The organism is Rhizobium sp. SU303 (assembly GCF_021052345.1).
Classification (GTDB): Bacteria; Pseudomonadota; Alphaproteobacteria; order Rhizobiales; family Rhizobiaceae; genus Rhizobium; species Rhizobium laguerreae.
Genome location: NZ_CP088095.1, coordinates 360,450 through 381,409, shown reverse-complemented (window position 1 = coordinate 381,409; position 20,960 = coordinate 360,450). Strand labels below are relative to the sequence as shown.

Genomic DNA, 20,960 nt, shown 5'->3' with positions numbered 1-20,960 from the left:
AATCCAACAAATCGGCTTGCCGGTAAAGCTTAATTTGGGGACGACCTTACAAACCGCCAATTGAGACAGGATGGCGCACCTCTATTAAGAAGTCTTGAATCGCTATCTCCGGATACTTCCAAGGCATGTCAAAAAATGTGCAGCGGTTTTGGGCCCACGACATGCATCAAAACAAAGAGCTTTAGACGCATTCGCCGGCGGCAAAACCGGAAGCCCAGGCCCACTGGAAATTATAGCCGCCAAGCCAGCCGGTGACGTCGACGCATTCGCCGATGAAATAGAGGCCGGGCACGGCCTTTGCTTCCATGCTGCGGGAATCGAGTGCTGCCGTGTCGATGCCGCCAAGCGTCACTTCGGCGGTGCGGTAGCCTTCCGAGCCGGACGGTTTGACCGCCCAGTTCTGGGCGCCGGCGGCAAGACGCAGCAGCGCCTTGTCGGGCAGGTCGGCCATGTTGCCGGAGATCTTTTCGCGCTCGACGAGAAATTGTGCCAGCCGCTTCGGCAGGATATCGCCGAGTGCCGTCTGCGGCGACTGACGGCCATTGAGCTGCTTTGCCGTCTTCAGATGCGCAGCGATGTCGATCTCCGGTTCGATCGAGACCACGACCTCGTCGCCCTCGCGCCAATAGGAAGAGATCTGCAGGACAGCGGGGCCGCTCAGGCCGCGATGGGTGAAGAGCAGCGCTTCGCGGAAGGCGGTCCTGCCGTGGCGGATTTCGGCCGGGGCGGCAATGCCGGCGAGCGGCGCGATGCTTTCCAGCAGGCCGGGATCGAGCGTCAGCGGCACGAGGCCGGGTCGGGTTTCGAGCACGGCCAAGCCGAATTGTTCGGCGAGGCGATAGGCAAAGCCGGTGGCGCCCATCTTCGGGATCGACTTGCCGCCGGTGGCGACGATCAGCGACGATGCCTCACAGTGACCTTCGCTCGTCGATACCCGGAAGCCGGCTTCGGTCTTTTCGACGCCTGATATCTCGGTGCCAAGATGCAGCGCCGCACCGGCCATGCGCATCTCCGCCAGCAGCATGCGGATGATGTCTTTGGCGCTATCGTCGCAGAAAAGCTGGCCGAGCGTCTTTTCGTGCCAGGCGATGCCGTGGCGGTCGACCATGGCGATGAAATCGGCGGGCGTGAAACGGGCAAGCGCCGACTTGCAGAAATGCGGGTTGGCGGAGAGGAAGTTCTTCGGTCCGGCATGGATATTGGTGAAATTGCAGCGGCCGCCGCCTGATATACGGATCTTCTCGCCAGGCGCCCTGGCATGGTCGAGGATGACGACCGAACGGCCGCGTTTTCCGGCACGGATGGCCGCCATCATGCCCGCCGCTCCGGCGCCGATGACGATAACGTCGCTTTTGCGCTGCAAACCCGTTTCCCCGATCAAACCCGCGTCTTCTTTTTCCATCAAAGGGCGAAAGTCAACGTTCTCAACCTCTCGCCAATTGGCAAAGTCTGGTTATGATGGCGCCACGATCAACGCAAACCGGTGTGTCATGTCCCCAAAAAAGACGACGCTGAAGCCTGCCAGAAACGTACCCGCCTCAAAGAAAACTCCCCCGGAACCCGGATCCCTGCGTGGCGTTGCGAACTGGAAGGAAGCAGCGCGGTGGCTGAGGGACAGGGGCATCGAAGACATCGAATGCATCACGCCGGACCTTGCCGGTGTTGCGCGCGGCAAGATGATGCCGAGTTCGAAATTCACCTCCAACACCTCGCTGGCGCTGCCGTCGGCAATCTACCGGCACACGATTTCGGGCGAATATCCCGACGAGACGGAGAGTTTCCGCTATGAGCCGCGCGACAGCGATCTGAAGCTGATGCCCGATCTTTCGACGCTTTCCGTCGTGCCCTGGGAGACCGACCCGACGGCACAGGTGATCTGCGACATCGTCGATTCGGATGGCGGGGAAGTCCCCTATACGCCGCGCAACGTGCTGAAGCGGATCATGAGTCTCTATCATGAGCGCGGCTGGAAACCGATCGTGGCGCCCGAGATCGAATTCTACCTCGTCGCCAAGAACGACGATCCCGACTATCCGCTCCACCCGCCGAAAGGCAGGTCCGGCCGCTCGATCCTCGGCGGCCAGGGCTATTCGATCGCCGGCATCAACGAGTTCGACGAGCTGATCGACGACGTCTATCATTTCTCGGAGAAGCAGGGGCTGGAGATCGATACGCTGATCCATGAAGAGGGACCGGCGCAGCTCGAGATCAACCTGCGCCACGGCAATCCGATCGAGCTTGCCGACCAGGTGTTCCTGTTCAAGCGGACGATCCGCGAGGCGGCGCTGAAACACGACATCTACGCGACCTTCATGGCCAAGCCGATGCAGGGTCAGCCGGGCTCGGCGATGCATATCCACCAGTCGGTGGTTGATATCGAGACCGGCAAGAACATCTTCTCCAATGCCGATGGCTCGGCTTCGAAGGAATTCTTCCATTTCATCGGCGGCATGCAGAAATTCGTGCCGAGCGCGATGGCGATGCTGGCGCCCTATGTGAATTCCTACCGGCGCCTGCAGCCCGATATGTCCTGCCCGGTCAACAATGCCTGGGGTTACGACAACCGGACGACGGCCTTCCGTGTCCCGGTCTCCGATCCGCAGGCGCGGCGCGTGGAAAACCGGCTGCCGAGCTCGGACGCCAATCCCTATCTCGCGCTCGCCGCCTCGCTCGCCTCCGGCCTGCTCGGCATCATGAAGGAGATCGAGCCGACGGCGCCGACCGAGGATTCGGCCAATGAGGGATCGATCGACCTGCCGCGCGGCCTGCTGGAAGCCGTGGCGCTACTCGAGGACGAACCCGCCTTCGAGGAGATCTTCGGCAAGCAGTTCATAGGCCTTTATGCCGGCGTCAAGCGCGGCGAGTTCGAGACCTTCATGCAGGTGATCAGCCCCTGGGAGCGGGAATTCCTTCTGCTCAACGTGTGAGGGAAGCATCATGGCATCGCAGGAGACGTGGCAGAGCCCGATCGCGCCCGGGCTGTCCTGGTATCAGGCAACCGTCGGGGAGCGGCCCACCTATCCCGCTCTCGACGGATCGAGAACGTGCGACGTCGTAATTGTCGGCGGCGGTTATACCGGCCTGCAGGCCGCCTATAATCTTGCCAAGTCAGGCGTTTCGGTGGTCCTGATCGACGCCTGCCGCTTCGGCGACGGGGCGTCCGGACGCAATGGCGGCCAACTGGGCACCGGTCAGCGATGGTGGCCGGAAGAACTTGAGGAGAAGATCGGCTACGAACGCTCGAAGGCGCTGTTCGATCTTGCCGAAGCGGCCAAGCGCCATCTCATCGATTTCGCCCGCGAGCATCAGATCGAGATCGACTATGTGCCCGGCCAGCTCAATGTCGCACATAAGGCGAGCTACAAACGCGACTATTACGAGAATGCCGAAATCGCCGCCTTACGCTACGGCTATCCGCATCTCAGCTTCATGGACGAGGAGGAAACGCAGGAAAGGCTCGGCTCGAAGCGTTTCTACTGCGGCGTGCGCGATGTCGGCACCGGCCATATCCATCCGCTGAAGCTGCTGGTCGGGCTGGCGCGGGTCGCCGCCAATGCCGGTGCTGAAATCTTCGAGATGACCACGGCAACGGCGATCCGCCAAAGCGGCGGCAAGGTGACGATCGAAACGGAAAGGGGAACGATCACCGCTGAGCGCGCGCTGATCGCCTGCGACGGCCATATTGACGGCCTCGAGCCGGTGACGGCGAGCCATGTCATGCCGATCCGCTCCTTCATCGGCGCCACGGCGCCGCTCGACGGGCATCCCGATGTGCTGCCCGGGGGCGAGGCCGTGGCCGATTCGCGCTTCGTCGTGCGCTACTTCCGCAAATTCGGCGACGGCCGCCTGCTGTTCGGCGGACGCGAGGCCTATACGTCGGACAATCCGCGGGACATTTCGCAGCACATCCGCCGGCAGATCGCCGAGATTTATCCAGAGCTGAAGGACATCGAGATCACCCATGCCTGGGGCGGCAGCGTCGGCATCACCCTGCCGCGCCAGCCCTTCGTGCGCGAGGTCATGCCCGGCGTCATCTCGATCGGCGGTTATTCCGGCCATGGCGTCATGTTGTCAAACTACTGTGGCAAGCTCTACGCGGAAACGGTGCTTGGAAAATCCGGCGATCTCGACCTCTTCACATCGCTTGATATTCCAGCCTTTCCCGGTGGTCCCCGCATGCGGGCGCCGTTGCTTTTCCTCGCCTTGTCGTGGTTTGCGCTTCGCGACAAGTTTTAGTCCGATTGCGGATTTCATCTTCCGGAAATTCGCTCTAAAACCGGTGCCTGAGAGATTCATTGCACTGCACACTGGCTTTTTTAAATCGATTAGATTAGAAGAGCCGTCAACCAAGCCTGATTGAGAGACAAGCTCATGAGCAGCCAGATCATTCCCGTTGAGCCTTTTGATTACGTCGTTTTCGGCGGCAGCGGCGACCTTGCCGAACGCAAATTGCTGCCCGCCCTTTATCATCGCCAGATCGAAGGCCAGTTCAGCGAACCGACCCGCGTGATCGGCGCCTCGCGCAGCCCCTTGACCCATGAGGAATACCGCAATTTTGCCCGCGATGCGCTGAAGGAACACCTGAAGAAGGGCGAATATGACGAGGCTGAGGTGGAGAAGTTCTGTGCCCGGCTTTACTACGTCTCGGTCGATGCCCGCACCGACAGCGGCTGGGATCAGCTGAAGAAACTGCTCGATGAGGGCAAGGAGCGTGTGCGCTCCTTCTATCTGGCGGTCGCGCCCGGCATCTTCGGCGACATTTCGCAGAAGATCCACGACCACAAGTTGATCACCAAGTCGACCCGCATCGTCGTCGAGAAGCCGATCGGCCGCGACCTCGCCTCGGCGCTGCAGCTCAACGACACGATCGGCCGCGCCTTCAAGGAAGAGCAGATCTTCCGCATCGACCATTATCTTGGCAAGGAGACGGTGCAGAACCTGATGGCGCTGCGCTTCGCTAACGCGCTCTACGAGCCGCTGTGGAACGCCAACTACATCGACCACGTGCAGATCACCGTGGCTGAATCGGTCGGCCTCGAAGGCCGCGCCGGCTATTACGACACGGCGGGCGCATTGCGCGATATGGTGCAGAACCACATCCTGCAGCTGCTCTGCCTGACGGCGATGGAAGTGCCCTCGTCGATGGATTCGGAAGCCGTTCGCGACGAGAAGCTGAAGGTGCTGCGCGCGCTGAAGCCGCTCAATGCCTCCAACGTCGAACAGGCGACGGTCCGCGGCCAGTATCGCGCCGGCGCATCGGGCACCGGCCCGGTCAAGGGCTACCTCGAAGAGCTCGAAGGCGGCGTCTCGAACACCGAGACCTTCGTCGCCATCAAGGCCGAGATCAACAACTGGCGCTGGGCGGGCGTCCCCTTCTATATAAGAACCGGCAAGCGCTTGACCGGGCGCATGTCCGAGATCGTCATCACCTTCAAGCCGATCCCGCACGCGATCTTCGACCAGGCGGCAGGGCGCATCGTCGCCAACCAGCTGATCATCCGCCTGCAGCCGGATGAGGGCGTCAAGCAGTCGCTGATGATCAAGGATCCGGGTCCGGGCGGCATGCGCCTGCGCAACGTCTCGCTCGACATGAGCTTCGCCCAGGCCTTCAACGTCCGCAATCCGGACGCCTACGAGCGCCTGCTGATGGACGTGATCCGTTCCAACCAGACATTGTTCATGCGCCGCGACGAAGTCGAAGCCGCGTGGAAATGGGTGGATCCGATCCTCAAGGGTTGGGAAACGACCGGCCAGCAGGTGCAGGGCTATACGGCCGGCACCTGGGGACCGAGCCAGGCTATCGCACTGATCGAGCGTGACGGCCGCACCTGGCATGACGAAATCTAGGACGACATCGATGGCATCGACCCTGCATTCCTTCGCCAGTGCCGCAGAGCTTGCCGGCAGCCTCGCCGATAAGGTCGCGGATACGCTTTCGGCAGCGATCGCCGCCCGCGGAACGGCGTCCATCGCCGTCTCCGGCGGCTCCACACCGAAGGCCTTCTTCCAGGCGCTTTCGACGCGCGACATCGCCTGGGAAAAAGTGACGATCACGCTTGTCGACGAACGCTTCGTGCCGGCCGACAATCCGCGCTCGAACCATCTGCTGGTCGATGCCAATCTTCTTCAGAACAAGGCAAAGGCGGCGCGCTTCGTGCCGCTTTACCAGCCGGCACCTTCCGTCGAGGAAGCTGCAAGACTTGCGACGGCAAAAAGCGCAGAGATCGGCATCCCCTTCGACGTTGTCATCCTCGGCATGGGTGGCGACGGCCACACCGCCTCGTTCTTTCCCGGCGGCAGCAATCTTGCCAAGGCGATCGATGCATCGACGCCGCGTGGCATCATCACCATGGAAGCGGAAGGGGCCGGCGAGCCGCGCCTGACCTTCACCTTCTCCAGTCTTGAGGATGCCGCACTCCTGGTTCTCCATATAGAGGGCGAAGGCAAAAAAGACGTTCTCGCCAAGGCGGAAGGCAGCGGTGAAGAGGCAGAAATGCCGATCCGCGCCATTCTGCGCCGGGCCACTTCCCCGGTCGAGATCTACTGGGCTCCCTGATCCGCCGCAGATCTGAAATTCAGATTTAGGCCGGAGCCGCCGAAACAGATATAGACAACGAACAAGGCAGGGATTTTCCATGTCCGCTCATGCACGCATCTCTGCGATCACCGATCGCATCGTCGAACGCTCGAAGCCCACCCGCGAACGCTATCTTGAACGCCTGCGCGCGGCCGCCTCGCAGGGCGTGCAGCGCTCGGTGCTTGGCTGCGCCAACCTCGCCCACGGCTTCGCGGTCTGTTCCCCCGCCGACAAGGATGCGCTTGCCGGCGACCGCATCGCCAATCTCGGCATCATCACCGCCTATAACGACATGCTCTCGGCCCATCAGCCGTTCGAGACCTATCCAGCGATCATCCGTGAGGCAGCCGCCCAGGCAGGCGGCGTGGCGCAGGTGGCCGGCGGCGTGCCGGCGATGTGCGATGGCGTCACCCAGGGACAGCCGGGCATGGAGCTCTCGCTCTTCTCGCGCGACCTGATCGCCATGTCGGCGGGCGTCGGCCTGTCGCACAACATGTTCGATGCCGCCCTCTTCCTCGGCGTCTGTGACAAGATCGTGCCCGGCCTCGTGATCGCAGCACTATCCTTCGGGCACCTGCCGTCGATCTTCGTTCCGGCCGGTCCGATGACCACAGGCCTGCCGAACGACGAGAAGTCGCGCGTGCGCCAGCTCTTCGCCGAGGGCAAGGTCGGACGCGCCGAACTGCTGGAAGCGGAATCGAAATCCTATCACGGTCCCGGCACCTGCACCTTCTACGGCACCGCCAATTCCAACCAGATGCTGATGGAGATCATGGGCTTCCACATGCCGGGCTCCTCCTTCATCAATCCCGGCACCCCGCTGCGCGAAGCGCTGACGCGCGAAGCTGCCAAGCGCGCGCTGGCGATCACCGCGCTCGGCAACGAATTCACGCCGGCGGGCGAGATGATCGACGAACGCTCGGTCGTCAACGGCGTCGTCGGCCTGCATGCGACCGGCGGCTCGACCAATCATACGCTGCACCTCGTAGCCATGGCGCGGGCAGCCGGCATCCAACTCACCTGGCAGGACATTGCCGAGCTTTCGGAAATCGTCCCGCTGCTTGCCCGCGTCTATCCGAACGGACTGGCCGACGTGAACCATTTCCAGGCGGCCGGCGGCATGGGTTTCCTTATCAAGGAACTGTTGAAGCACGGTCTGGTGCATGACGACGTGCGCACGGTTTTCGGCCAGGGTCTTGAAGCCTATACGGTCGATGCCCGTCTCGGCGAAAAGGGCGCCGTCGTACGCGAACCGTCGCCGGAAAAAAGCGTCGATCCCAAAGTGCTCTCCAGCATCGAAACACCGTTCCAGGCGAATGGCGGGTTGAAGATGCTGCGCGGCAATCTCGGCAAGGCGGTCATCAAGATATCGGCCGTCAAGCCGGAGCGTCACATCATCGAGGCGCCGGCGATCATTTTCCACAGCCAGCAGGAGCTGCAGGATGCCTTCAAGGAAGGCAAGCTCAACCGCGATTTCATCGCTGTCGTGCGCTTCCAGGGCCCAAAGGCGAACGGCATGCCGGAACTGCACAAGCTGACGCCGCCGCTCGGCGTGCTGCAGGACCGCGGCTTCCACGTGGCGCTGCTGACCGACGGTCGCATGTCGGGCGCATCCGGCAAGGTGCCGGCGGCGATCCACGTCACCCCGGAAGCGGTCGATGGCGGTCCGATCGCCCGCATCCGCGAGGGCGACATCATTCGCCTGGACGCGATCAAGGGCACGCTCGAGCTGCTCGTCGATGCGGCCGATTTGGCCGAGCGCGAGCCTGTCGTCGTCGATCTCTCCGACAATGAATTCGGCATGGGCCGCGAGCTCTTCGCACCGTTCCGCCGCGCCGTCGGACCTTCGGACCAGGGTGCGAGCGTGCTCTTCCACCACTGAGCGTGGTCACTGGAGACAGACAAAAACCCACGGGGCGCGCGCAGCACCCCGTGGGTTTTTGATTTCAGTCGGATGGTCCCTCAGGCCCGGATATCGAGAACGTAGTCGCGGTGGGCCGGATGGGTGCTGTAGACGAAGATCTTGTTCAGCTCCTTCTGCGTCAGCAGGCGCAGGAAGCGCACGTCGATCGTATTGTTGACGTTGACCTTCATCAGCAGGCAGCCGACCTTGGTGATGCGGGCATCCGGAATATCCAGATAGAACTGCTTCGGCAGGCTGAACTGGGTCAGGATCGCGAGTGTCGCGCTGCTCATCGAGATCCGGACAATGTCGCAGCGGCGCGAAGCCGCGTGCATGACGCCCTTTTCCGTATATTCGATGCGCGCGGCATTCATCGTGTCCTCCATTTTGAACCGCACCTCGCGGTCATACATGAAGGATTCTTCCTTGCTCAGGAAATGAGATTTTGGCTGTGACGGATTGGAAGCGGCCACGTGCTTATCCCCCTCATAAATTAACGAGGAAAAGGTAGCAGCCGATCTTTAACAGAAAGTGAGAATTCGGCCCGTCCTGCACAATTCCTGGGGTAATCACCCCAAAAATGGCCGCCTCATTTCCGGTAGGTATGACCGGTTGCGTCAAAGAGATGCAACTTCTGCCTGTCGGCGGCAAACCGCATCCTCTGGCCCTTCTTCACATCGTAGATGCCGGGCAGCTTGACGACGATTGGCTCGCCAGGAACCAGGCCCTCGATATAAAGCAGCGTCACTTCGCCGAGCGCTTCGACGATCGACACTTCACCTTCGAAAAGGTAGTCGGCGTGGTCGGCAACCCGGAGATCCTCCGGACGAACGCCGAAGCTTGCCTGCTTGCCGGTTTCCGACGCGTCGGTCGCCACAACGAGGGTCACCGACATGCCGCCGGTCAGCGTCACCGTCGTCTGGCTTCCAGTTCCGGCGACCGTCGCCGGAATGATATTCATCGCCGGCGAGCCGATGAATTTCGCGACGAAGAGGTTTGCCGGGCGCTCGTAGAGGTCCAGCGGCGCGCCGACCTGCTCGATATTGCCCGCGGAGAGAACGACGATGCGGTCGGCGAGCGTCATCGCCTCGACCTGGTCATGGGTGACGTAGATCATCGTCGTATCGGCCATCTGTTCGTTCAGACGGGCGATCTCGATGCGGGTCGCGACGCGCAGCGCGGCATCGAGGTTGGACAGCGGCTCGTCGAACAGGAAGACCTTGGGATCGCGGCAGATGGCGCGGCCGATCGCCACGCGCTGGCGCTGGCCGCCGGAAAGTGCCTTCGGCAGGCGACCGAGATATTGGGTCAGCTGCAGGCTCTCGGCCGCCGCCTTGACGCGGCGATCGATTTCCTGCTTGCTTTCGCCGGCGATCTTCATGCCGAACGCCATGTTATCGAAGACGGTCATATGCGGGTAGAGCGCATAGGACTGGAAGACCATGGCGATGCCGCGCTTGGAGGGCGGCACGTCATTGACGAGATGGCCATCGATATACATCTCACCGCCGGTGATCGCCTCGAGACCGGCGATCATGCGCAGAAGCGTGGATTTGCCACAGCCGGACGGACCGACGAAGACGATGAATTCGCCCTGCTTGATATCGAGATCGATACCGTGGAGAACGTCCACGGAACCGTAGGATTTGCGAATATCCTTCAGCGTCAGTCCAGTCATTTCTCTCTCTCCCCTGCGTTCTTTAGGCGAGACGGGCGAAATACGCCCCCCAGGCCGGAATATCGATCTTGTCGCCATAGTTGTTGCTGGTAAAGCCGTGGCCCGTCAATGCCTGCCATTCTCCCGCCGGCAAGATGACGCCGACCTCGGCCGGGCTCATGTTGAAGATGCAGAGCAGCTTCTCATTGCCGTATTCACGGGTGAAGAGCAGCGTATCGCCCTGTATTTCCTCGAATTCGATCTCGCCCTTGGCAAAAGCCGGGTGCAGCTTGCGGAAGGCGATGAAGCGGCGATAATGCTCGAGCACCGAAGCCTCGTCGCCCAGCTGGACGCTGACGGCACGCAGGATGTGCTCGACCGGCACCGGCAGCCAGGGCTTGACCGTCGAGAAGCCGCCCTGGGCGACCTGGCTGTCCCAGACCATCGGCGTGCGGCAGCCGTCGCGGCCCTTGAATTCCGGCCAGAACTGGATGCCATAGGGGTCCTGCAGATCCTGATAGGCGAGATCGGCCTCGGTCAGCGCCAGTTCCTCGCCCTGATAGAGGCAGACGGAGCCGCGCATCGTCATCAGCAACGAGGCATAAAGCTTGGCAAAGGCGTCGTGATCGGCGACCAGCCCGCCCCAGCGGCTGACATGGCGCATGACGTCGTGATTGGAGAAGGCCCAGCAGGCCCAACCATCGGGTGCCGCAGCTTCGAAATCCTGCATCACCTCCTCGACACGCTCCGGCGTCAGCGGATCGGGCGCCAGGAACTCGAAGGCATAGCACATATGCATCTTGTCGTTGCCGGAGGTGTATTCGCCGACGATTTCGAGGCCTCGCTGGCTGTCGCCGACTTCGCCGACGGCGGCGATTGCGGGGAATTCCTCGAGAACGGCGCGGAAGCGCTTCAGGAAGGCAAGGTTTTCGGGCCGGTTCTTGTCGTAAAGATGCTCCTGAAAATTATAGGGATTGACCGCCGGCGCCGTCGAGGCGTTGCGGCGCTCGGGCGCAAGCGCCGGATTGTCGCGCAGCTGCGTGTCATGGAAATAGAAATTGATGGTGTCGAGGCGGAAGCCGTCGACGCCGCGATTGAGCCAGAAGCGTACGACATCGAGCAGACGGTCCTGCACCTCAGGGTTATGCAGGTTCATGTCCGGCTGCGAGGTCAGGAAATTGTGCAGGTAATATTGCATGCGCGTCGGATCCCACGCCCATGCCGAGCCGCCGAAGATCGACAGCCAGTTGTTCGGCGGCGTGCCGTCCGGCTTAGCGTCGGCCCAGACATACCAGTCGGCCTTGGCGTTGGTCTTGCTGGAGCGGCTTTGCACGAACCAGGGGTGCTGATCCGAGCTGTGGGAGATGACGAGGTCGATCATCACGCGGATGCCGAGGCGATGGGCCTCGGCGATCATCGTGTCGAAATCCACCAGCGTGCCGAAGATCGAATCGACATTCTCGTAGTCGGAAACGTCATAACCGAAATCGCGCATCGGCGAGGTGAAGAAGGGCGAGATCCAGATCGCATCGACGCCAAGGTTTGCCACATGCGGCAGGCGAGCGGTGATGCCCTTCAGGTCGCCGATGCCGTCGCCGTTCGAATCCTGGTAGGAGCGCGGGTAGATCTGGTAGATCACCGCGCCGCGCCACCAGTCCTTGTCAGGGGTCGAGATCGATTGGGAAGCCACGTTCATGGAATATCCTGTTTGAAGTCACGTTTGGAAATGGTCAGCCTCCCTTGACCGAACCCGCCAGCAGACCGCGCACCAGGTAACGCTGAAGCCCGAAGAAGACGAGCAGCGGCACGATGATGGTGACGAAGGCTGACGCCGTCAAAATCTCCCAATTGCCACCGCGCGAGCCGAGCAGCGCGTTCAGGCTGCCGGTCAGCACGATGTGGTCCTTGTCGGTGCCGAGGAAGACCATGGCGACGAGCAAGTCGTTCCACACCCACAGGAACTGGAAGATGGCGAAGGAGGCGAGTGCCGGGAAGGACAGAGGCAAAACGATGCGGACGAAGATCTCGAAATCGCTCGCGCCGTCGACACGGGCGGATTCGATGATTTCCTTCGGCAGGCCGGCGATATAGGCCCGCAAGAGATAGATGGCGAGCGGCATGCCGAAAGCGGTATGAGCCAGCCAGATGCCGGGATAGGTCTTCGACGGCTGGCCGAGCATGTTGCCGATCTCGTTGTAGAGACGCAGCAGCGGGATCAGGGACATCTGCAGCGGCACGACGATGAGGCCGACGACGAGCGCGATCAGCAGCCCGCGGCCGGGAAACTCCATCCAGCTCAGGGCATAAGCGGCGAAAGCGGCAATCAGGATCGGGATGATCGTCGCCGGGATCGTCACGGTCAGCGAGTTGATGAAGGATTGGCCAATGCCCTCGCCTCTTAGAACCGTGTTGTAGTTCTGCATCGTGAATTCCGGCGGTGCCGAGACGGATGCATAGATGCGCCGCGGGCGTTGGTCGGGCGAAAAGGCGGCGTTCTTCACATAGCGATAACTGCCGTCGCTGTTGATCTGCAGGGTTTCACCGTCGCCGAGATCGGCGGTCTCACCGGCCTTGAAGGCGGCCGGCTGCTGCACGCGATTGCCGAAGGCCTTCACCTCGCGGCCGGTCTGGCCTTCCAGCACATTGCCGGCAATGACATAGGCGGCACCTTCCTGCTGCTGCTGGTCCGGTGTGCCCAAGCGAACGGCAACGGTCTGCGTCGAGCCGACGAAGGCCGTCCACCAGCCGGAGACGACGATCTGGTCCTTGTCGCGCAGCGCGCTGACAAAGATGCCGAGCGTCGGGATGAGCCAGATGATGACGATCAACAGAACGGCTGCGTGAACGAAGAGCCGGGCGGGGCCGATCTTGAAGTAGCTTCCGATAGCGGTCATCTCAGTGCCCTTTCAGCTCGCGATTGGCGCGGCGCACGTTCCAGACCATGATCGGCGTGACGGCGAGCATGATGATGATGGCGATGACCGCGCTTCGGCCGGAATCGCCGCCGCCGCGGAACATCCAGTCGAACATCAGGTTCGCCAGCACCATCGTCTGCCATTGGCCGTTGGTCATGGTCAGCACGATGTCGAAGACCTTGAGGACGAGGATGGTGATCGTCGTCCAGACGACTGCGATGGAGCCCCAGATCTGCGGCACCATGATGCGCCAGAAGATCTGCCAGCCGTTGGCGCCGTCGATGACGGCCGCTTCGATCGTCTCTTCCGGAATGCCGCGAAGAGCCGCCGACAGGATGACCATGGCAAAACCGGTCTGGATCCAGATCAGAATGATCATCAAGAAGAAGTTGTTCCAGAAGGGAATGGAGATCCACACCTCCGGCGTGCCGCCGAAGGTCTGGACAATGGCGTTCAGCAGGCCGATCTGGACGTCGTTGCCGCCGCGATATTCATAAATGAATTTCCAGATGACCGAGGCACCGACGAAGGAGATCGCCATCGGCATGAAGACGATGCTCTTGGCGATATTGCCCCACCAGATGCGATCGGTCATCACGGCGATGACGAGGCCGAAGAAGGTGCAGGCAGCCGGCACCACGGCGAGCCAGAGGATGTTGTTGAAGATCGCCTGGCGGAATTCGCGGTCGCCGAGCGCCCATTTGTAGTTGGCGAGGCCGACGAACTGCAGACCGGCACGGTCGTAGAAGGAGAGGATGAAGGTCGCAACGACGGGATAGACGAGATAGACGATGAGCAGGAAGAGCGCCGGGCCGATGAACAACCACGGCCGGACGAGTGCACGCCGGTTGAGATTGCGCGATGCGGCGCGGATGTCGCCATCCTTCACCGGCAGAGCGAGATCCAGGATCTTGTTCGAAAAATAGAAATAGGCCGAGCACGCGACAACGGCGACGACCACGACGCTTAAAGCGGACACTATCTGCAACAGCATTTCGTCCCTCCCCTGCTTCCCCTGATCTTATTCCGACCGGTTTTTATTCTGACGGGCCAACGCCGGTCATCGTCAATTTATTTGTATTGCCCAATCACAATATATCCTGCGATGGCCGGGCTCTTTGCGAGCCCGGCCAGTCATGCAAAGCCATGCCGCCGGCAAGCCGGCGGCATCATTTTGAAGGATTACTTGATGCCGTCCCAGGCGCTCTGGATTTCGCCAGCGGCCTCTTCAGCGGACTTGCCGCCGACGAAATCGACCATGCCGGTCCAGAAGGCGCCGGCGCCGATCTTGCCCGGCATCAGGTCGGAACCGTCGAAGCGGAAGGTGGTGGCGGAGGTCAGGATATCGCCTTCCTTCTTCATCTGCGGGTTGGCATAGGCCTCGGTGCTGACGCCCTTATACGGCGTCAGGAAGCTCGACTGCGCCATCCAGACCTCATGGGCGATCGGGGTCTTCAGGAAGTCGATGAAAGCGCGAGCAGCCTTCGAGTCCTTGGCGATCGAGACGAGCGTGCCGGCGCCCAGAACCGGCTTGCCGAGTTCGGGATGCGAAGCAAAGGTCGGCATGTAGAAGAAGTCGGCATCCTGGCCGAGCTTCGTGCCTTCAGGGAAGAAGGACGGAATGAACGAGGCCTGATGGTGCATGTAGCACTTCGGCGGAACCGCGAAGAGGCCCTTCGGGCTGTCGCGGAAATCGGTCGAGGCCACGGCTGCGACGCCGCCATCGACGTATTTCGCGTTCTTGGCGAACTTGCCGAACTCGTCGATCGCGGCAACGACGGCCGGATCGGTGAACTTCAGCTCGTTGGTCGTCCACTTGTCGTAGGCTTCCGGCGGCTGCATGCGCAGCATGATGTCCTCGACCCAGTCGGTCGCCGGCCAGCCGGTGGCGCCGCCGGAACCGAGACCGATGCACCAGGGAACGCCGCCGTCCTTGACGATCTGGTCGGTCAGGGCATGCAGCTCTTCCATGGTCGTCGGGATCTTGTAACCGGCTTCCTCGAAGTTCTCCGGAACATACCAGACCAGCGATTTTACGTCGGCCTTGTAGGGGAAGGCGTAGAAGGCTTCCTTGCCGTCCTTGCCCTTGTAGGTGCCGTAACCGACCCAGCTGTCGCCGGCGCCGTAATTGTCCTTGATCCACTTGGAGTTGTCATCGCCGAGCGGCGTCAGGAAACCCTTGCTGGCGAGATCGGCCAGGAGGCCGGGCTGCGGCAGAACGGCAATGTTCGGCGGCGAACCCGCCTGCGTGTCGATGACGATCTGCTGTTCGTAGTTTTCGGAAGAGGAGTATTTGGCATCGATGCCGGTGGCTTCGGTGAAATAGGCAAGCACGCTCATGAAGAACGCCTCGTCCTCGCCACGCCACGGCCCGAAGATCGTCAGCGGCTGACCCTTCAGATCGGCATGCGCAGCCTTGAACTCGTCATAGCTCTTCCAGTTGAACTTGGAATCCTGTCCCGGGGCAAATTTCAAATCGGCCGCGGACGCAGCACCGGCAAAAAGCGCTGCCACGGCAACGCCCATCAAAAATGACTTTTTCATGTGATCAACCTCCCATCACAATCCCAACAGCGCCGAATTCCCTCAATAAAAGAAATTTCAAAGCGCTTTGACACCCAACTCATTCCACTTTCGATGGAATGGAGTCAAGTTAATTCGCGAAAACCCGCTGTGAATACGCCAGATATCGGGGCATATCGCGGCGTAACAGCGCCTATCGGGAAATATGGAGCGATTTTTCTTGAGTCAAGCGCGCCAGATGATACATAATTGAAAGCGCTTTGGATGCCTGGGAGGCGGCATGCATTTTCAAGACGGCTGACGGGCGGGGCTGGGAGGAAGCATAGCAGGTGAATCTCAAACAGCTATCGGAATTGCTGGGGCTGTCTCAGACGACGGTGAGCCGGGCGCTCAACGGCTATCCCGAGGTCAATGAGGCGACCCGGGCGCGCGTGCTTCAGGCTGTCAAGGAAACCGGATACAGGCCGAACAAGGCGGCGCAGCGGCTTGCGACCGGCAAGGCAGGCTCGATCGGCCTGGTCATGCCGACGGCGCCCGGCCACCAGTCCGACGTGCATTTCGGTGAATTCCTGGCAGGGCTCGGCGAAGAGGCCGTGCGCCACGATTTCCACTTCGTCATCATGCCAGCCGACCCGGATGACGAGGTAGCGGCGCTGCGCCGCCTTGCGATCAGCGGCAATGTCGATGCCCTGTTCGTCGCCTATATGCGCGGCCACGATCCGCGGCTCGCCATGCTGAAATCGCTCTCCATGCCCTATGTCGTACACGGCCGATCCTTCGGTTCGGAGCCGGACTATCCCTATCTCGACATCGACAATGAAGGCGCCTTCTACGACGCGACGCGGCTCTTGCTGCAGCTCGGCCATACGCGCTTTGCGCTGATGAACGGACCGATGCATCTCGATTTCGCCATCCGCAGGAAGAACGGCGTCATATCAGCCCTTGCCGAGCGCGGGCTCGCGCTCGAGGAGGGTTGCATGAGCCACGCGCTGATGACGGACGAACAAGGCCTGCTGGCGATGGAACATTTCCTGCAATTGCCGGAGCGGCCGACGGCCATCCTCTGCTCCAGCACGGTGCTGGCGCTTGGCGCGATCCGCGCGGTCAACCAGGCCGGATTGCGGCTCGGTGAGGATATCTCACTGATCGCCCATGACGACGTGCTGCCGCTGCTGAAACCGGAAAGCTTTTCCGTGCCGCTGACGACGACCCGCTCTTCATTGCGGGCGGCGGGCGTTCGCATCGCGCAGCGGCTGATCGGCACGGTGAAGCATGCCGGCCCCTTCCCCGACCAGGAGCTCTGGAAGACCGAGCTGATCGTCAGGGCCTCGACCGGTCCTGCCCCGCGGCCGTAATCAAAACTGGGGCGGCGTCTGCCCCGCAGCGCGATGAGCGGCGATCACGGTGTTGGCCATCAGCATGGCGATGGTCATCGGCCCGACGCCGCCGGGAACCGGAGTGATGGTGCTGGCGACCGCCGAGACCTCCTCGAAGGCGACGTCGCCGACGAGCCGGGTCTTGCCCTCGCCTCTTTCGGGGGCTGCCACCCGATTGATGCCGACGTCGATGACCGTCGCACCTGGCTTCACCCAATCGGCCCTGACCATCTCCGGCCGGCCGACGGCGGCCACCAGGATATCGGCGTTGCGGCAAACTTCAGCAAGGTTCTTCGTCCTGGAATGAGCGATCGTCACCGTCGCATTGGCATTGAGCAGCAATTGCGCCATCGGCTTGCCGAACAGGTTCGAGCGGCCGATGACGACGGCGTTGAGGCCGGAGAGATCCTCGCCATGGGTGCGGCGGACGAAGACCATGGCGCCGGCCGGGGTGCAGGAGACAAGTCCGGTTTTCAGGTCGCCGGTGGCGAGCTTGCCGGCATTGACGACGCTCAGGCCGTCGACATCCTTTTCCGGCAGGATCGACTGGATGATCGCCTCGCTGTCGAGCGGCTTCGGCAAGGGCAGCTGCACCAGAATGCCGTGGATCGACGGATCGGCGTTGAGGGTGGCGACGAGAGCTGCCAGATCCTCCTGCTTCGTTTCCGCCGGCAGCGTGTGCTGAACGGACTTGAAGCCGCACTCCTTGGCCATGCGGCCCTTGGAGCCGACATAGGCGTGGCTTGCCGGGTCGTCGCCGACGATGACGACCGCAAGGCCGGTGGTGACGCCGCTGCTCTTTTCCAGCGCCGCCGTCGCACTCTTGACCGTCTGAATGACCGATGCAGCTACGTTCTTGCCGTCGATTACTGTCGTCACGCGTCTCTCCGCCCTGTTTCACGCAATCTATGGATACTCGGCGAGCGTCAATTGCCCGCTAACGCCCTATCCTGTCGGAAAGCGGCAATGCAATAGCAAGCTTGCAAGGAAATGTTCGTTCAGCGCAGCGGCTGGCGCGCTTCAAGCGCATGAACACGAAGCCGGTCGCGCAGGCCGGAGATTTCGGAGCGCAGCAGCTCCATTTCGTCGACAGGCGCGGGGGCCGGCACAGGCATCGAGGGCAGCGGGGCCTGCGGCCGGGATACGGGCATTTTCTCGCTTGCGGAATCGGCGACGGGCCTCCGCAGCCGGAGCAGGAAAGCCGCAACAAGGCCTATCGCTAGGCCCGCCGCGGCACCGGTCAGCGCGCGGCCGATCAGACCATCGCTTCCCGATACTGCCGTTGCCAACGCCGGCTTCAGGAGAACGATACGACCGTCGGCGGCCGTTTCCACCGCCGCGGACGTCGCGTCTTCGAGCCGCGAGCGCGCGGCATTCGCCTTTTCGCTGAGTTCGGTCAGGCGTGACAAATCGACGCCGGTGTCCCTGCTCTGGGCGATCAGCGTGTTGCGGCGATCGTTCAGGCCCTTGCGCGCATTGACGGCGGCCTTAGCAGTGAGGTTGGCAGTCTGGGCAAGACGGGTAAGCTCCTTGCCCATATTCTCCTTGAGACCGTCCGTTTCGGCCTGCTGCTGCAAGAGGCGCGGATGGCGCGGGCCAAGCTCGGCCGAAAGCTGCGCAAGCGTCGTTTTGGCGACGGCATATTTGTCGCGCCAGTCCTGTAGCGCCGGCGAAAGCATATCGGAGGGGAACGAACCGTCGAGCACTTCGGCAAGTTTTGCGGCCTTGAGCCGGTCGGCCTGCGCCTTGGCGGCAAGGATATTCTGGTCTGCCTCTTTCAGATCGGCATCGAGCCGGTCGATCTGGCGGCGAAGATCGATCGCTACCTTGACATTGCCCTCGCCGCTCTTCGCGGTGAAGGCGGCAAGCTCCGCTTTCACTTCGTCATAGGTTTTACGCAAGGCGGTATCGGTCTCGACGTTGCCGCCGGCTCCGCCTGCTGCGGAAACCGCTTCGGCAAGCCTTGCGGCTATGCGCATGGATTTGCCGCTGTCGCCGGTCGTCACCCTGACGAGGATCGTGCCGGCGGCGGCATCGGGCAGTATCTCGACCGCATGTTTCAGAGTGGCCTCGGCGCGGGAGGCCGAATCGGCAGCAGCACCGGTCGCCGAGAGCAGATCGAGCGCGACGCCAAGCGCATTGGCGCTGGCGCCGGCAAATTCGGGATCATGATCGAGTTTCAGGGCGGCGACCGTCGAAGCAACCATCCGCGCCGACAGCAGCCCTTTCGCCGCGGCCTGGGTGAAGGCAGCGCGGCTTGCGGCATCCGCCTTCACGGAAAGCGTCGCCTCGGCACGGTAGAGGGCCGGCGAAGCTGGCATCAGCGCCGGCAAGCCCGCGCCGATGATCGTCGCGGCGCCCACCATCATCGCAAGACCGATCCCGTTCGCCCGACGCCGCGGCGCTACCGGCCGGGGCTCGGCGGGTTCTTCACGGACCGCGGCCAACGGTTCGGGTGAGATCATCGGCTGGTCGGCCGGAACGCTCAGCTCTTCATCGCCCGCCGGCTCCTGAAGAAGCGGATGGCCGACGTCGTTGGCGGCCCGGAGGCGGTTCCCGAGGATGGTTTCGATGCGGTCGACCAGCGGTGCGGTGCTCGCCGCTCTTGCGCGCTGCTCTTCCAGCGCGCGGCCGATGGCGCGCAGCAATTCGGCCTCGGGCGGCGCGATATCAGGCCGGCTTGACCGGGGCGCCCCATAGGAATCGTCATGGGGGCGCGGCCCTGCGGCTGCGCGATCCTGGAAGCTGTTTCTGGCCCTGATATCGTACATTTGCGCCACATCTCATGCACATGATGGCCGAGTTCGTTCATCCGCACGAATGCAGATGATTAAGTGACTCTAAATATTCATGGCAAAGAAATGGTTAACCGCAGCGGGCAAGAATTGCTAAACCGCGCGTCCTGTTAGACACGCGGCGCTATTAGGTCAGCTCGCCTTCTTGCGGTCCGCCCGCGGCTGCAGTGCGCTGCCGTGCTCTTCCGGATGGCTGAGGATCCTTTCGCGCCGGCGGAAGCGGTAGCGCAGGACATGGAAGAGGAAGACCGGGATGCCGATGACGTAACGGCGCCAGAGGCGCGCCGGCTCCTGCAGCAGGCGATAGGCCCATTCCAGGCGCATCATCCGCACGGTCTTCGGCGCACGCGGGACGGCGCCGGAGACGAAGTCGAAGAGAGCGCCCACGGTCAGCACCAGGCGCGCATGATCGGCGCGGATATTGTTGTGAACCCATTTCTCCTGCAGCGGCGTTCCCATGCCGACGATCAGGATATCGAGCTTCTGGTGCTCGAGCTCCTCGATGACCTCAGTGGAATCGACCTTGTCGAAGTAACCGTCTGAAACGACGACGAATTCGTGCCAGGGCGCGTGCTTGCGGAAGTTTTCCGCGGCCGCCTCGACGACCGAGCGCTTGCCGCCGATGAGACCGATGCGGCGCGGAGCCTCCATGAAGGTCAGGAAGGCCGGCACGAAATCGGTGCCGTTCAGATTGGCAGGAAACGGCGAGCCATGGGCGATCTGCGATGCGATATTGAGACCGATACCGTCAGGCAGCACCAGATTGTGCGACATGATCCGATAATATTCATCGTCGCGTAGCGTCGTCAGCATGTTGTGGGCGTTGACGAAGCAAACCACGGTCTGGCCGACGGGAATGGAGGCCAGCTCGTTGATGAAAACGAGGGCGTCGTCCCAGCCGAGATCGCAGACCGGCAGATCGAAGATCGTCCGCCGCGATGCGAGCACCGCGAAGTTTGCAATCAGATTCATTCCTACCTCCTGCCGAGGGTGCTGCATGCGCCCGACATCCCGGAAAACAAGCCCATATTTCCGCACCGGAGGTCTCGAAAGGACCGGTCGCGTCCCGCCGGGGCGCGTCGCTCCGATCCCGGATAAGCGGCGCATGCCAAGCTGTGACACCTCATATAACAGGACGGTTTCAAACAACCCTTAGGAAAATTCCTTGAATTTCTATGCTCGTATAAGTGGTTTATTAACCACGCTCGCCAACG

16 protein-coding genes are annotated in these 20,960 nt (G+C 62.0%); 6 read left to right on the top strand and 10 right to left on the bottom strand.

All coding sequences use genetic code 11. The features are described 5' to 3' along the window. Positions 1–181: 181 nt before the first annotated feature. Positions 182–1,402 carry an NAD(P)/FAD-dependent oxidoreductase gene (locus tag RlegSU303_RS01895; protein ID WP_231283389.1) on the bottom strand — a complete coding sequence of 407 codons (1,221 nt, stop codon included), beginning with the start codon at positions 1,400–1,402 and terminating at the stop codon, positions 182–184. An 88-nt stretch (positions 1,403–1,490) separates the two neighbouring features. Between RlegSU303_RS01895 and RlegSU303_RS01890 the strand changes: the two genes are divergently transcribed. The 5 genes from RlegSU303_RS01890 (at position 1,491) to edd (ending at position 8,459) form a co-directional block, all read left to right on the top strand. Beyond that, positions 1,491–2,927, top strand: a complete 1,437-nt coding sequence (locus RlegSU303_RS01890) for a glutamine synthetase family protein (protein WP_017959030.1) — start codon at positions 1,491–1,493, stop codon at positions 2,925–2,927. A gap of 10 nt (positions 2,928–2,937) precedes the next feature. After that, the gene (locus RlegSU303_RS01885; RefSeq protein ID WP_222330446.1) at positions 2,938–4,236 is read left to right on the top strand and encodes an NAD(P)/FAD-dependent oxidoreductase; all 1,299 of its coding nucleotides are present in this window, start codon (positions 2,938–2,940) and stop codon (positions 4,234–4,236) included. A gap of 135 nt (positions 4,237–4,371) precedes the next feature. Continuing rightward, positions 4,372–5,847 (top strand): glucose-6-phosphate dehydrogenase, encoded by a 1,476-nt coding sequence (gene zwf, locus RlegSU303_RS01880; RefSeq protein WP_017959028.1) that lies wholly within the window; start codon positions 4,372–4,374, stop codon positions 5,845–5,847. Between the two features lie 10 nt (positions 5,848–5,857). Continuing rightward, on the top strand, positions 5,858–6,556 hold the full coding sequence (gene pgl, locus RlegSU303_RS01875; protein WP_168276742.1) for a 6-phosphogluconolactonase: 699 nt from the start codon (positions 5,858–5,860) through the stop codon (positions 6,554–6,556). A gap of 79 nt (positions 6,557–6,635) precedes the next feature. After that, a complete protein-coding gene (edd, locus tag RlegSU303_RS01870) occupies positions 6,636–8,459 on the top strand; it encodes a phosphogluconate dehydratase (protein WP_017959026.1) in 1,824 nt (607 codons plus the stop codon). Positions 8,460–8,539: 80 nt separating this feature from the next. On the opposite strand, the gene RlegSU303_RS01865 is transcribed toward edd, so the two are convergent. The 6 genes from RlegSU303_RS01865 to RlegSU303_RS01840 form a co-directional block, all read right to left on the bottom strand. Next, positions 8,540–8,893 (bottom strand): hypothetical protein, encoded by a 354-nt coding sequence (locus tag RlegSU303_RS01865; RefSeq protein WP_043294401.1) that lies wholly within the window; start codon positions 8,891–8,893, stop codon positions 8,540–8,542. Positions 8,894–9,069: 176 nt separating this feature from the next. After that, positions 9,070–10,158: an ABC transporter ATP-binding protein gene (locus RlegSU303_RS01860; protein WP_231283388.1), complete on the bottom strand. Its 1,089-nt coding sequence runs from the start codon at positions 10,156–10,158 to the stop codon at positions 9,070–9,072. A gap of 22 nt (positions 10,159–10,180) precedes the next feature. Next, positions 10,181–11,833 carry a beta-galactosidase BglA gene (bglA, locus tag RlegSU303_RS01855; RefSeq protein WP_017959023.1) on the bottom strand — a complete coding sequence of 551 codons (1,653 nt, stop codon included), beginning with the start codon at positions 11,831–11,833 and terminating at the stop codon, positions 10,181–10,183. A gap of 34 nt (positions 11,834–11,867) precedes the next feature. Continuing rightward, the gene (locus tag RlegSU303_RS01850; protein WP_017959022.1) at positions 11,868–13,031 is read right to left on the bottom strand and encodes a carbohydrate ABC transporter permease; all 1,164 of its coding nucleotides are present in this window, start codon (positions 13,029–13,031) and stop codon (positions 11,868–11,870) included. Position 13,032: 1 nt separating this feature from the next. Continuing rightward, entirely contained in the window at positions 13,033–14,046 is a 1,014-nt protein-coding gene (locus RlegSU303_RS01845; protein ID WP_017959021.1) for a carbohydrate ABC transporter permease, read from the bottom strand. A 188-nt stretch (positions 14,047–14,234) separates the two neighbouring features. Beyond that, entirely contained in the window at positions 14,235–15,596 is a 1,362-nt protein-coding gene (locus RlegSU303_RS01840; RefSeq protein ID WP_017959020.1) for an ABC transporter substrate-binding protein, read from the bottom strand. 308 nt (positions 15,597–15,904) lie between these two features. Between RlegSU303_RS01840 and RlegSU303_RS01835 the strand changes: the two genes are divergently transcribed. Beyond that, positions 15,905–16,930, top strand: a complete 1,026-nt coding sequence (locus RlegSU303_RS01835; RefSeq protein WP_094086717.1) for a LacI family DNA-binding transcriptional regulator — start codon at positions 15,905–15,907, stop codon at positions 16,928–16,930. On the opposite strand, the gene folD is transcribed toward RlegSU303_RS01835, so the two are convergent. The 3 genes from folD to RlegSU303_RS01820 all read right to left on the bottom strand — a co-directional run bounded on the left by folD (position 16,931) and on the right by RlegSU303_RS01820 (position 20,718). Beyond that, entirely contained in the window at positions 16,931–17,830 is a 900-nt protein-coding gene (gene folD / locus RlegSU303_RS01830) for a bifunctional methylenetetrahydrofolate dehydrogenase/methenyltetrahydrofolate cyclohydrolase FolD (protein WP_094086718.1), read from the bottom strand. Positions 17,831–17,949: 119 nt separating this feature from the next. Then, entirely contained in the window at positions 17,950–19,722 is a 1,773-nt protein-coding gene (locus RlegSU303_RS01825; protein ID WP_017959017.1) for a succinoglycan biosynthesis protein ExoP, read from the bottom strand. Positions 19,723–19,878: 156 nt separating this feature from the next. Beyond that, a complete protein-coding gene (locus RlegSU303_RS01820) occupies positions 19,879–20,718 on the bottom strand; it encodes a WecB/TagA/CpsF family glycosyltransferase (RefSeq protein WP_026158528.1) in 840 nt (279 codons plus the stop codon). Positions 20,719–20,960: the final 242 nt, after the last annotated feature.